We start from the raw sequence: 12,168 nt of genomic DNA, 5'->3' as shown, positions 1-12,168 counted from the left end.
ACCAGAGCGAGCCGCGACCGGCGCAAAGGATTTTCGGTGACGACGCAGGCTGCATCCGACGAGGTCAGCGACCCCGGTTCGCGCGGCAGTGTGGAAATAAAGGACCGGGCCATCTCCCGCACCGCCATCGCGGCGGCATTGAAAGACCCTCGGGTCACCCGCACCACCGGTGGCCTCTCGCGACTGACCGGGCGAGAGCTCCCCCGCGCCGACGTCACCCTCGGGGCGGACACGATTGCCGTCAACCTCTACATCGGTGTCCGGTGGCCGTCGCAGATCACCGAGGTCACCCAGGCAGTGCACACAGCCGTCGAAGAAGCACTGGCGACGATGACGGGTCTGCACGTGCATCGGGTGAACGTGCTGGTATCCGACACCACCCTCGACAGCCGTCCCGCACCTGTGGCGAATCCCGATCCTTCGCAGACTGTTTCGCCCCGTCCACCCACCGCTGGTCCGGCTGCGATGCCGGTGGCTCTGCTGTTCGGATTCATCCTCCTGGGCGTGGCCTTCGTTGCCGGCCGCGAGTTCTTCATCGCGCACGGAAGCATCGGCGGCAGTCCGTGGGTCGCCGACGCGATCGGCCGGGCCGCCCGATTGCACTGGCAGAGTTGGATGATCGCCGGCGCGATCGGTACAGCCGTCGTCGGACTGTTGCTCGTGTTCGTCGGACTCAAACCACGCACGAGAACTCATTCCGGCCTGGGCGGCGGGGCTCCGACCGTATGGGCAAAACCCACCGATATCGCTCGATTGTGCAGTGCTGCAGCGCAGTCCACTCGCGGAGTCACGGACGCCCATACCGTCGTCACGCGGAAGAGGATCGAAGTGCGGGTGAGGCGCGATCCTGGTTTCGACGTCGACAGTGTCGACGCTGCCGTGCGAGAAGCGCTGGCTCCGGTGCTGTCCGTTGCCGCGGATGGGCGCCGATCGACGGTGAAGCACTCGGTGTCGCAGCCGTCGAGGGTCTCGTGATGAAGACGTTCGTCGCCGGGGTGGATCGGCTTCTCGCCGTCGTCGCCGGGCTCGTGCTCGTGGCCGGTGGCGGCTTCGCCCTCGCCTGGCACTACGACGTTCCGTGGGCGCGAGAGACGTTGTCTCGCTTCGACCGTGCGCGTATTGCGGAGTTGCCGCAGCAGGGCTGGTGGGTGCCGACGCTGGCAATCGTCGTCGCAGTGGCCGTCGTGGTGGCGCTGGTGTTGCTGATCGGCAACTTCTCTCCGCGTCGGACCGGAACGGCGAGTGTCATCGAGGAGCCACACTTCTCGGCGCACGTGGACCTGAGTGCCATCGCATCGGGAGCGGCCGCGGAGTTGGCAGAATTTCACGGTGTTCGACGAGCCAGAGGAACAGCCATCGATGATCGCGGTGTACCCACCATCGCTGTATCGGTCTACGCTGCAGCAGACTTCGATGTAGTTGCCTTCACCTCGCTGGCCGAATCACGAGCCGCATTCGTCGCCGAATCTCTCGCTGGTGCGTACGTCGCCACCCGCATTCAGTTGCACGTCGACAAGCGGGGATAGTGCCTTCGGCACTACGGTGGCCTCATGACGGCATCGACGCGCAGTAGGTTCGAGCGATGGTCCGGTGGAATGCCTCTCGCCGTTCCTGTCGCATTCGGTGCGGTGCTGGTGGTTGCCGCCTTCGCCTCGAAACTCGGTGACAGTTCTGTCTACTTCTACGTCCCGATGGTATTCGCGGCGACCGGAACGATGATCTGGCTCGAGGGGCGTCACGCCCCTGACCGACGCGGCCTGTTGCACTCCGCTGTCGGGTCTGCACTGTTGATCGGATGCGGCGTCGTGGTTGCGGTCTGCGGTCTCGCAGGCGGTCTGATGCTGGACTCACAGACCTTCTGGGCGTCGATCGGGGTAGCTGCTGCAATCGCGGCACCGATCAGTGCCGGAATCAGTCCATTCTCGTCGCCGAAAGAGTAACTCTCGCTACGCTCCCCCGGTCCGGATCAATGCGCCTTTGTTGCACTCTGACCGACTGAAATCCACATTGATCCCAGCTGGGGGCGCAACACTCGAGGTCTAACGGACTGCCGCGCCCTCGATGATCAGAACTCGAGCCGGTCCCGTTCGAAACTGTGTGTTCGCGGCACCCGCGTCGAGCATGTGCGGCGCATCGTCGTGGGCCGCCAAGGCCTCCGCCGACTCCCAGTGTTCGAGTATCACGAACTTTTCCTCGGAGCCGACGACTCGATGAAGGTCGTACTGGAGGCAACCCCGCTCCGCTCGAACCTGAGGTGCCAGCTCGGCGAACGCCTGAACCTGGCGTTCGCCGAGACCGGGCTTCGTTTCCACGGATACAACGAGTCTGATGGTCATTGCCGAACAGTAATGCCTGCGCTCACAACCGCGGGTCCACCGGCTCCGATTCCAGTGCCAGTACCGCGAACACCGCCTGGTGGATGGAAAAGAGCGGTTCGTTGCGCACCGATCGGTCCAACGCCTCCATGCCGAGTGCGTATTCGCGCAGAGCCATCGACTGCTTGTGTCCCACGTTCCGGTTTCGCAGTGCAGTCAGGCGATCCGGGTCGGTGTAGTCGGCACCGTAGATCAGCCGCAGATACTCTCGGCCGCGAACCTTCATGCCGGGCTGCATCTTTCCGCGCGGACTGTTCTCGGCCGGCTTGACGACCATGCCCTCTCCGCCCTGCGCCGTCAACTCCTCCCACCACTTCTCTGCTGCCGCAACGGAATCGACCGATGCCAGATCCACCTCGATTCGACGGGTCGCGGCGAACACCTCGGGAGCAGCCGTCACCACTCGGTCGGCGAGATCGAGGTGCCACCGGTGCGGACGATCGACATAGGTTCCGACATTGGACGCCAACATCTGGAACGGCGCAATCCGAACGCCGGTCAACCCGTCGGTCGGCCAGATGTAGCGCCGATATGCAGCGGTGAACTCGACCAGATTGTCCCGACGAACTATGTTGCGGTCCCGCAGTTCCTGTATGTCCAGGCCACGCGACGCCGCCTGGGCAAGCACACCCGCTTCGGCCTCGAGAGTAGCCCGAGACTCCGCAGCAACTGCGGCGTACTCGGTCTTGATCAGCCCCTCCGCCTTGGCAGACCAGGGCATCAGTTCACAGTCGAGAATCAGCCAGCGCGAATCCAATTCGTCCCACACACTCGCTCTTTCGAGTGCGTCGACCACCCCCGAAATCAGGTTCCCAGTGAGGGTCTCGTCGAACACCGGTCGACCGGTGCGGGTGTACGCGGTACCGAGCACTCCCGCCGGTGCGTCGAACTTCTCCCGCGCGGTGTCGGCATCACGGCACACCACCACAACGACCCGCGAGCCCATGTGCTTCTCCTCGCAGATCACCGCCGACGCACCGAGCGCCCGATACGCGTCGAACGCCTCCGTCGGATACTCGAGATACCCGTCGCGCTCCGAGGTTCGACTCGGTGCCATCGTCGGGGGCAGATAGTGCAGCCACTGCGGAGCGAGCGCAAACCGACTCATCACCTCCAATGCCCCGGCCGCATTCTCGGGCCGAATCGACACGCGACCACGCAGCGACGTCTCGACACCCGTCGGGCCGATCACGTCCGACAGATCGAGCGACGCCGCATCTCGCACGAAGGCACCGACCGGACGGGACGGCTCGTACCAGACCTGCTCGGCCGGCACCGAGACGACCTCGCGCTCCGGGTAGCGCAGCGCCGTCAACTTGCCACCGAATACGCAACCGGTATCGAGACACGCAGTGTTGTTCTCCCACTCCACTTCCGGCACCGGAGTGTGCCCGTAGAGCACCGTCGCCGAACCGCGATAGTCCTTGGCCCACGGATACCGAACCGGCAGACCGAACTCATCTGTTTCCCCGGTGGTGTCGCCGTACAGAGCGAAGCTTCGGACTCTGCCCGACGCCCGGTTCTGGTACTTCTCGATCAGACCCGCGTGGGCGACGACGAGCCTTCCGCCGTCGAGCACGAGGTGCGCGACGAGGCCGTCGCAGAACTCGAGCACCTCCCGGCGAAACTCTGCCGGCTCGGCGTCGAGCTGCTCCAGTGTCTCGGCGAGACCGTGCGACGCAGTCACCTTGCGACCTCGCAGCGCCTTGACGAGCTTGTTCTCGTGGTTGCCCGGGACTGCCAGCGCCGCACCGGCACCGACCATCCCCATCACCAGCCGCAGGACTCCGACCGAGTCGGGCCCACGATCGATGTAGTCACCGAGGAACACCGCCGTTCGTCCGGCCGGCGGCGTTGCGCCGACCGCTCGACCGAGCTCGTCACGCTCCACCGTGTAACCCACTGCTGCGAGCAGGCTTTCGAGCTCGGCGCGACACCCGTGAATATCGCCGATCACGTCGAACGGCCCGGTCAACTCACGTCGATCACTACGCAGAGGCGTACGAACGAACGTCGCCGACGCCACCGCATCGACGCCGTCGAGCACATGAACCGAACGAAACCCTTCCTTGGCCAGACCTCGCATGGACCGTTGCAACTGTGACTGCTGGCGGCGCAACACATCTCGGCCGAACATCCGGTCGGTCCGTTCGGCGTTGCGCTGTGCGCACACTGTCTCCGGCACATCGAGCACGACGGCAACCGGCAGCACGTCGTGTTCCCGGGCCAGCGCGATCAACGCCTTGCGGGCGGCCGGTTGCACGTTGGTGGCATCGACGACAGTGAGCAGTCCGGCCCGTAATCTGGTCGCGACCAGAAATTCCAGGAGGGCGAACGCGTCCTTGGTCGCACTCTGCAGATTGGGGTCGTTGCTGACCATGCCCCGGCAGGCATCGCTGGACACCGTCTCGTACGGACCGAAGTGTTGCGCGGCGAAGGACGATTTGCCGGAGCCGCTGATGCCGACGAGTACGACGAGGGACAGATCTGGAATGTCGAAGGTAGTCATCGGGACTGCTCCTCTCTGGTGAACACTGCGATCTGGGTCGGGCTACCGAGTCGGTCGTCGACAGGTCCGATGCGGTCGAAACGCACCGAGTAGGCGTGGCCGTCGGCCACCGATGATGCCCACTGCTCGAATTCGTTGCGGGTGAACTCGAATCGGTGGTCGACATGACGGAAAGCACCCGGTCCGAGCCCTGGATACAGTGCGTTGTATTCGGAGTTGGGTGTGGTCACGAGCACGGTCCTTGGACGCGCCTCGCGCAAGACCGAGCGCACCAGCGCCGGGAGCCGATCGAGGTCGACGTGCTCGATCACCTCCATGAGCACCATCGCATCGAATCCTTGCAATCGAACGTCACGGTAGGTGGCCGACGACTGGACCAGTTCGATACGCGTTCGCTGCCGATCCGCCATGTCGTCCAGACGCAACCGGCGGTGCGCCCTGGCGAGTGCGCGATCACTCACGTCGGCACCGACAATGCGCTCGAAAGCACTGTCTACGAGCAGTTCTCGCAGCAGACGACCCTCACCGCAACCCAAGTCGACCACCGACTTCGCACCGACGTCGGTCAGCGCCGCCAGTACGGCGCGTACCCGCTGCTCGGCCAACGTCGGATCACGCGGAGTCATGTCGTCCTCCCGCGTGTCGGGCACCAGGCGGTCCAGCGCAGAGGCCACGAGTTCGCGGCGGTGCGCCAGGTAGCGGGATGCGATCAACGACGACTCGGGGTGATCTCCGAGCCAATCCCCCGCCGCTCGAACGAGTTTGTCTGCCTCGTCCTCCCCTACCCAATAGTGCTTGGCGTCGTCGAGCACAGGAAGGAGTACGTACAGGTGCCGCAGCGCTGCCGACAGAGTGAACGTGCCGCTGAGAACGAGACCGATGTACTCGGAGTTGCCCCACTGCGGCTGCGTCGGATCGAACGGAATGGGCGTCGCCTCGACGGTCCATCCCAGGGGACCGAACAACCGTGATGCGAGGTCGGTCGCACCACGAGACGGCGCAGCAGGCATCGACACAGTCAGATCGATTGCGGCAGAGACCAGTTCAGGTCTGGTGGCGCATACGCCGGTGAGAGTCTGTTTGAAAAGTCGAGACAGTGCCACCGCGAGCCCGGACGCGGCCGGCTTCTTCTCGCCGGCCCCGTCGAGCAGTACTGCGAGGGTTGTCCGCTCTGCCGAGACCTCGGGATACAACACCGTCGCGGCACCCATGGGCAGGTTTCGGCTAAATACGCGATCGGGGTGCTTGTGCAACAGATACCCGATGTCGGAGGTGTCCGGGAAATCGGTTGTGGCATTTGCAGTCACGGTCATTAGCACCGAAGCGACGTTACGGTACAGCCGCGTCCGATGCGTCCCATTTTCCGGTCGTGCACTCCCCTCTACCCGCCGGATCAATGCGACTTTGTTGCAGTCTGAGCGACTGAAACCCACATTGATCCCAACGGGAGGGCCGTCCGACGGGGAGGGCCGCACAAGGGAGGCCGCACATTGAGGAGGTCGCGTGCACACGCAAAAGCGGCACCCACCAGAAGGTGGGTGCCGCTTCGGTAGAGCAGGGTGAAACTAGATCACTTGACGATCTTCGTGACGCGACCGGCTCCGACGGTACGACCGCCCTCACGGATGGCGAAACGGAGGCCGACATCCATGGCGACCGGCTGGATCAGCGTGACGGACATCTCGGTGTTGTCACCGGGCATGACCATCTCGGTGCCCTCGGGGAGGGTCACAACGCCCGTAACGTCCGTGGTACGGAAGTAGAACTGCGGGCGGTAGTTGTTGAAGAACGGCGTGTGGCGGCCACCCTCATCCTTGGACAGGATGTAGGCGTTGCCCTCGAACTCCGTGTGGGGAGTCGTGGTGCCGGGCTTGATGATGACCTGTCCACGCTCGACGTCTTCGCGCTTGATGCCACGAACGAGGAGGCCGACGTTGTCGCCTGCCTGACCCGAGTCGAGCAGCTTGCGGAACATTTCGATTCCGGTGACGGTGGTCTTGGTCGAGCCGGGGCGGATGCCGACGATCTCGACCTCTTCGTTGACGTTGACCGAGCCGCGCTCGATACGTCCGGTGACCACGGTGCCACGACCGGTGATGGTGAAGACGTCCTCGACGGGCATGAGGAACGGCTTGTCGGTCTCACGGACGGGGTCCGGGACGGAATCGTCGACGGCCTGCATGAGCTCCAGAACCGACTCGCCCCACTTCTCGTCACCCTCGAGTGCCTTGAGTGCGGAGACCTTGATGACCGGTGCGTCCTCGTCGAACTCCTGCGAAGCGAGGAGCTCGCGGACCTCCATCTCGACGAGCTCGATGATCTCGTCGTCGTCGACCATGTCGGCCTTGTTCAGTGCGACCAGGATGTAAGGAACACCGACCTGGCGGGCGAGCAGCACGTGCTCGCGGGTCTGCGGCATCGGGCCATCGGTAGCTGCCACGACCAGGATTGCGCCGTCCATCTGAGCCGCGCCGGTGATCATGTTCTTGATGTAGTCGGCGTGACCCGGTGCATCGACGTGCGCGTAGTGGCGCTTCTCGGTCTGGTACTCGACGTGGGAGATGTTGATCGTGATACCACGAGCCTTCTCCTCCGGAGCCTTGTCGATCTGATCGAAAGCCGATGCCTCGTTCAGGTCCGGGAACTTGTCGTGCAGAACCTTGGTGATTGCAGCCGTCAGCGTCGTCTTACCGTGGTCAACGTGACCGATGGTGCCGATGTTGACGTGCGGCTTCGTCCGATCGAACTTCGCCTTCGCCACTGTGTGTCCTCCTGGACTGATCTGTGCGTACCCCTGCGGGGCAAGCACGCGTATGTGTTGTTACTTATTACAGGTCGAGCGTGGTCCAGCAAACGAAGAGAATTACTCTCCGTTGACCTTCGCGATGATTTCCTTCGCTACGTTCGCGGGAACTTCTGCGTACGAATCGAAGACCATGGAGTAGTTAGCGCGGCCCTGCGTCTTCGACCGAAGGTCTCCGATGTAGCCGAACATCTCCGACAGCGGAACCAGTGCCTTGACGATACGGGCACCGCTGCGTTCCTCCATGGCCTGAATCTGACCACGGCGGGAGTTCAGGTCGCCGATGACCTCACCCATGTAATCCTCGGGCGTGATGACCTCGACGGCCATGACGGGTTCGAGAATGACGGGGCTGGCCTTACGGGCGGCTTCCTTGAACGCTTGTGAGCCGGCGACCTTGAAGGCCATTTCCGACGAGTCGACGTCGTGGTACGCACCGTCGAGCAGTGTGACCTTGACGTTGACCAGCGGGTATCCGGCGAGAACACCGTACTGCATGGCGTCCTGAGCACCTGCGTCGACCGAGGGGATGTACTCCCTGGGCACACGACCACCGCTGACCTTGTTCTCGAACTCGTAGGTCGCGCCGTCTTCGCCCTCGAAAGGCTCGAGCTTGATGATGACCTTCGCGAACTGGCCGGAGCCACCGGTCTGCTTCTTGTGCGTGTAGTCGTGCTTCTCGACCGTCTTGCGGATGGTCTCGCGGTACGCGACCTGCGGCTTGCCGACGTTGGCCTCGACCTTGAACTCGCGACGCATACGGTCGACGAGAATGTCGAGGTGCAGCTCGCCCATGCCGCCGATGACGGTCTGACCGGTGTCCTCGTCCAGCTTCACCGAGAAGGTGGGATCCTCTTCGGCGAGCTTCTGGATGGCTGTTCCCAGCTTCTCCTGGTCGGACTTGGTCTTCGGCTCGATCGACACCTGGATGACCGGGTCCGGGAAGCTCATGGACTCGAGGATGATCTGGTTCTGCGGATCGCAGAGCGTGTCACCCGTCGTGGTGTCCTTGAGGCCGATGACGGCGTAGATGTGACCGGCAGACGCGGTCGCGATCGCGTTCTCCTTGTTGGAGTGCATCTGGAACAGCTTGCCCAGACGCTCCTTCTTGCCCTTGGTCGAGTTGATGACCTGAGCGCCGGAGTCGACCTTGCCCGAGTACACCCGGACGTAGGTCAGCTTGCCGAAGAAGGGGTGCGTCGCGATCTTGAACGCGAGAGCTGCGAACGGCTCGTCTGCGGACGGCTTGCGAGTGATCTCCTTCTCCTCGTCGCCGACGGCGTGACCGATGGTCTCGGCAACGTCGAGGGGAGACGGGAGGTAGTCGATGACCGCGTCGAGCATGGGCTGAACGCCCTTGTTCTTGAACGCGGATCCACACAGGATCGGGTACAGCTCGCTGTTGACCGTCATCTTGCGGATGGCGCCCTTGATCTCGTCGATCGTGAGCTCTTCGCCACCGAAGTGCTTCTCCAGAAGCGCTTCGTCGGACTCGGCCACGGTCTCGAGCAGCATGGTGCGGTACTCGTCTGCGCGCTCCTTGAGGTTTTCCGGGATCTCCTGGATCTCGTACTTCTCGCCGAGCTTGGTCTCGCCACTCCACACGAGAGCCTTCATCTGCACGAGGTCGATGACGCCCTCGAAATCGTTCTCTGCGCCGATGGGCAGCTGGATGACCAGCGGCTTGGCACCGAGACGATCGATGATGGTCTGCACGGTGTAGTAGAAGTCCGCGCCGAGCTTGTCCATCTTGTTGACGAAGCAGATGCGCGGCACGTCGTACTTGTCGGCCTGACGCCAGACCTGCTCGGACTGCGGCTCGACACCTTCTTTGCCGTCGAACACTGCGACAGCGCCGTCGAGGACGCGGAGCGAACGCTCCACCTCGACGGTGAAGTCGACGTGACCGGGGGTGTCGATGATGTTGATCTGGTTGTCGTTCCAGAAGCACGTCGTGGCAGCAGAGGTGATCGTGATGCCACGCTCCTGCTCCTGCTCCATCCAGTCCATGGTGGCTGCGCCATCGTGAACTTCACCGATCTTGTAGGAGATACCGGTGTAGAAGAGGATGCGTTCGGTAGTGGTGGTCTTGCCGGCATCGATGTGGGCCATGATGCCGATGTTGCGGACCTTGTTGAGGTCGGTCAGCACGTCCTGTGCCACGAGTTAACCCGCCTTGGTGTTGGAAGAGGTATTGCCTGAGCTGATCAACGCTCCGGCGGTATCGGATAGTTCCGAATACCGCCCGAGCGAGGAGATCACCAGCGGTAGTGGGCGAACGCCTTGTTGGCTTCGGCCATCTTGTGAGTGTCCTCGCGACGCTTCACAGCGGCACCGAGGCCGTTGCTGGCGTCGAGCAACTCGTTCGCCAGACGCTCGACCATGGTCTTCTCACGACGAGCGCGTGAGAACGTGACCAGCCAGCGCAGTGCCAGCGTGGTGGAGCGGCCGGGACGAACCTCGACGGGCACCTGGTAGGTGGCACCACCGACGCGACGGCTGCGAACCTCGAGGGCCGGCTTGACGTTGTCGAGTGCGCGCTTGAGCGTGACGACGGGGTCGGTGCCGGTCTTCTCGCGAGCCTGCTCGAGCGCCTGGTAGACGATGCGCTCTGCGGTCGACTTCTTGCCGTCGAGGAGAATCTTGTTGACGAGCTGCGTGACCAACGGCGATCCGTAAACCGGATCGTTGATCAGCGGCCGCTTGGGTGCTGGGCCCTTGCGTGGCATATCAGCTCTTCTCCTTCTTGGCTCCGTAGCGGCTGCGAGCCTGCTTGCGGTTCTTGACACCCTGGGTGTCGAGCGAGCCGCGGATGATCTTGTAACGCACACCCGGGAGGTCCTTCACACGACCGCCGCGAACGAGCACCATCGAGTGCTCCTGCAGGTTGTGACCCTCACCGGGGATGTACGCGGTGACCTCGACCGAGGAGGTCAGGCGAACACGCGCGACCTTACGGAGAGCGGAGTTCGGCTTCTTGGGGGTGGTGGTGTACACGCGAGTGCACACACCACGGCGCTGGGGACTGCCCTTGAGGGCAGCGGTCTTCAGTTTCGCGACCTTGTCGGTGCGACCCTTACGGACCAGCTGGTTGATCGTTGGCATAAACCGGCTTTCTTCGTGTCGATAAACAGGGATCTAGCAGTTGGAGCAAGAGAACACTGCTCCTCACCCGGTACTGCTGCTGCTCCAGTACTGCTATCGCGGGTCTCTTGCACCCCGCGGTCGGGTGTGTCGCATACCCCCACACGTCCAGCCGGTTGCGCGCTCTTCGATCGAACGTGCGCACGGCTGTACCTCGCATAGGCACACAAACGGTCCGGCCAGGCCGGACACGACCCATAACGATACCCGGCGGCGCGGCCTCGGGTCAAAACACCCTTCGCCCTGATACGCAACCTATCTGCTCAGGTTGAGTGTGAGGTCGGCCAGCTTCGCCGCGGCCTGGCAGGGATCGGGGTGCGCGGCATCCGGCTGATACTGCACCCACCACCCGAAGATGCCGTCCCGATCCGCGCCGGCCGAGACTCCGCACGACGCGGAATCGTTCGGACGCTGGGCCTGTATTGCCTTGCGGCCCTGCACTGTTGTGTCGCTGACGGTGTACGACATCTTCTCGTCGGCCGCCCGCTCGGCGGCCAGGGTGCCGGATTCGAACCAGTTGAACGTCACCTTCACCATGCCCGCGGAGCCGATCAGATCCCATCGGCAGATCGCCCCGAAGAAGCCGCGAGCGATGTCTTCGGCCCCGACTGTCTCCGTGATCCGGTCGTCGGAGACGGCATCGCACTCGGTCAACAACTCGGTGAATTCTTGGCTACCCGAGCCGGCGAAGCTCGCCGGCCGCGGCGTGCCCTCGACCGTCTGGGCGCATCCGGCGACGAGCAACAGGGTCGACGCCGCCGCGATCACTTGTCTGCGCGTCATTGCTTGCGCTCCACTGTCAGCGTCGCGAGCTCGTTTCCGACGTCGCAGGGCGGGCGCGCGGCGGGTTGATCGGAGTAGGTGATGGACCAGTGGAAGAAATCGTCGCCGAACTGCACGCCGATCTCGCACAGCGGGCCCTGTTCGGCCTCGAAGCCGGGGTTGCCGTCGATGGCGATGTCCTTGGCCGGACGGCCGATCAGCTCGGAGCCTGCACGTTCACGTCCGATCGGGCTTCCTCGGTACCAGGAGAAGCTGACGCTCGGACCGCTGAAGCCCACGGTCTCCCACTGGCAGCCGACAGAGTTGCGGGTGATCTGGGAGAACGGGCCGGCTCCGAACGCCGATTGGACCTCGGCGTCGGTGATCGATCCGCATTCACCGAAGAACGGACCGGGCTCGTACGCCCCGGTGGTCGTCGCTGCCTCGGTCGAGGCATCGGCGGCGTCGGTATCGGAACCACCGCAGCCCGCGACCAGCGCAGCGACTGCAGTGATCACCAGGGCCACTCGCTTCATGCCGTCCTTCGCGTGTTGTCCGATGCTGCAGTTCGACGT

12 protein-coding genes are annotated in these 12,168 nt (G+C 63.7%); 3 read left to right on the top strand and 9 right to left on the bottom strand.

Annotation, left to right across the window (positions count from 1 at the left end; translation table 11 throughout):
* Positions 1-36: 36 nt before the first annotated feature.
* The 3 genes from O4220_RS19335 to O4220_RS19325 are packed head-to-tail and all read left to right on the top strand — an operon-like array spanning position 37 to position 1,940.
* Positions 37-975 carry a DUF6286 domain-containing Asp23/Gls24 family envelope stress response protein gene (locus O4220_RS19335; protein WP_269607100.1) on the top strand — a complete coding sequence of 313 codons (939 nt, stop codon included), beginning with the start codon at positions 37-39 and terminating at the stop codon, positions 973-975.
* A complete protein-coding gene (locus tag O4220_RS19330; protein WP_269607098.1) occupies positions 975-1,526 on the top strand; it encodes a hypothetical protein in 552 nt (183 codons plus the stop codon). The genes O4220_RS19335 and O4220_RS19330 overlap by 1 nt, the downstream gene beginning before the upstream one ends.
* Before the next feature lie 24 nt (positions 1,527-1,550).
* Positions 1,551-1,940, top strand: a complete 390-nt coding sequence (locus O4220_RS19325) for a hypothetical protein (protein WP_269607097.1) — start codon at positions 1,551-1,553, stop codon at positions 1,938-1,940.
* A 99-nt stretch (positions 1,941-2,039) separates the two neighbouring features.
* Here O4220_RS19325 and O4220_RS19320 read toward each other — a convergent pair whose 3' ends face one another.
* The 9 genes from O4220_RS19320 to O4220_RS19280 all read right to left on the bottom strand — a co-directional run bounded on the left by O4220_RS19320 (position 2,040) and on the right by O4220_RS19280 (position 12,129).
* Positions 2,040-2,336, bottom strand: a complete 297-nt coding sequence (locus O4220_RS19320; RefSeq protein WP_269607095.1) for a putative quinol monooxygenase — start codon at positions 2,334-2,336, stop codon at positions 2,040-2,042.
* Between the two features lie 22 nt (positions 2,337-2,358).
* Positions 2,359-4,884 (bottom strand): polynucleotide kinase-phosphatase, encoded by a 2,526-nt coding sequence (locus O4220_RS19315; RefSeq protein WP_269607094.1) that lies wholly within the window; start codon positions 4,882-4,884, stop codon positions 2,359-2,361.
* A complete protein-coding gene (locus tag O4220_RS19310) occupies positions 4,881-6,197 on the bottom strand; it encodes a 3' terminal RNA ribose 2'-O-methyltransferase Hen1 (protein ID WP_269607093.1) in 1,317 nt (438 codons plus the stop codon). The genes O4220_RS19315 and O4220_RS19310 overlap by 4 nt, the downstream gene beginning before the upstream one ends.
* A gap of 257 nt (positions 6,198-6,454) precedes the next feature.
* Positions 6,455-7,645, bottom strand: coding sequence for an elongation factor Tu (gene tuf, locus O4220_RS19305; protein ID WP_032380840.1), 1,191 nt, complete (start codon positions 7,643-7,645; stop codon positions 6,455-6,457).
* A 102-nt stretch (positions 7,646-7,747) separates the two neighbouring features.
* Positions 7,748-9,850, bottom strand: a complete 2,103-nt coding sequence (gene fusA, locus O4220_RS19300; RefSeq protein WP_032380505.1) for an elongation factor G — start codon at positions 9,848-9,850, stop codon at positions 7,748-7,750.
* A gap of 95 nt (positions 9,851-9,945) precedes the next feature.
* On the bottom strand, positions 9,946-10,416 hold the full coding sequence (gene rpsG, locus O4220_RS19295; protein ID WP_003941856.1) for a 30S ribosomal protein S7: 471 nt from the start codon (positions 10,414-10,416) through the stop codon (positions 9,946-9,948).
* Position 10,417: 1 nt separating this feature from the next.
* Positions 10,418-10,792 (bottom strand): 30S ribosomal protein S12, encoded by a 375-nt coding sequence (rpsL, locus tag O4220_RS19290; RefSeq protein WP_008714048.1) that lies wholly within the window; start codon positions 10,790-10,792, stop codon positions 10,418-10,420.
* Positions 10,793-11,086: 294 nt separating this feature from the next.
* The gene (locus tag O4220_RS19285) at positions 11,087-11,614 is read right to left on the bottom strand and encodes a DUF3558 domain-containing protein (protein ID WP_269607092.1); all 528 of its coding nucleotides are present in this window, start codon (positions 11,612-11,614) and stop codon (positions 11,087-11,089) included.
* Entirely contained in the window at positions 11,611-12,129 is a 519-nt protein-coding gene (locus tag O4220_RS19280) for a DUF3558 domain-containing protein (protein ID WP_269607091.1), read from the bottom strand. Before O4220_RS19280 ends, O4220_RS19285 begins: the two co-directional genes overlap by 4 nt.
* Positions 12,130-12,168 lie beyond the last annotated feature (39 nt).

Source organism: Rhodococcus ruber, from assembly GCF_027270735.1.
Classification (GTDB): Bacteria; Actinomycetota; Actinomycetes; order Mycobacteriales; family Mycobacteriaceae; genus Rhodococcoides; species Rhodococcoides rubrum_A.
This window is presented reverse-complemented; position numbering and strand designations above follow the sequence as displayed.

Coding starts and splice junctions, on each gene's coding strand:
- O4220_RS19330 (WP_269607098.1), top strand. CDS start 975: ATGAAGACGTTCGTCGCCGGGGTGGATCGGCTTCTCGCCGTCGTCGCC.
- rpsL (WP_008714048.1), bottom strand. CDS start 10,792: ATGCCAACGATCAACCAGCTGGTCCGTAAGGGTCGCACCGACAAGGTC.
- O4220_RS19310 (WP_269607093.1), bottom strand. CDS start 6,197: ATGACCGTGACTGCAAATGCCACAACCGATTTCCCGGACACCTCCGAC.
- O4220_RS19325 (WP_269607097.1), top strand. CDS start 1,551: ATGACGGCATCGACGCGCAGTAGGTTCGAGCGATGGTCCGGTGGAATG.
- O4220_RS19320 (WP_269607095.1), bottom strand. CDS start 2,336: ATGACCATCAGACTCGTTGTATCCGTGGAAACGAAGCCCGGTCTCGGC.
- rpsG (WP_003941856.1), bottom strand. CDS start 10,416: ATGCCACGCAAGGGCCCAGCACCCAAGCGGCCGCTGATCAACGATCCG.
- O4220_RS19280 (WP_269607091.1), bottom strand. CDS start 12,129: ATGAAGCGAGTGGCCCTGGTGATCACTGCAGTCGCTGCGCTGGTCGCG.
- O4220_RS19315 (WP_269607094.1), bottom strand. CDS start 4,884: ATGACTACCTTCGACATTCCAGATCTGTCCCTCGTCGTACTCGTCGGC.
- O4220_RS19285 (WP_269607092.1), bottom strand. CDS start 11,614: ATGACGCGCAGACAAGTGATCGCGGCGGCGTCGACCCTGTTGCTCGTC.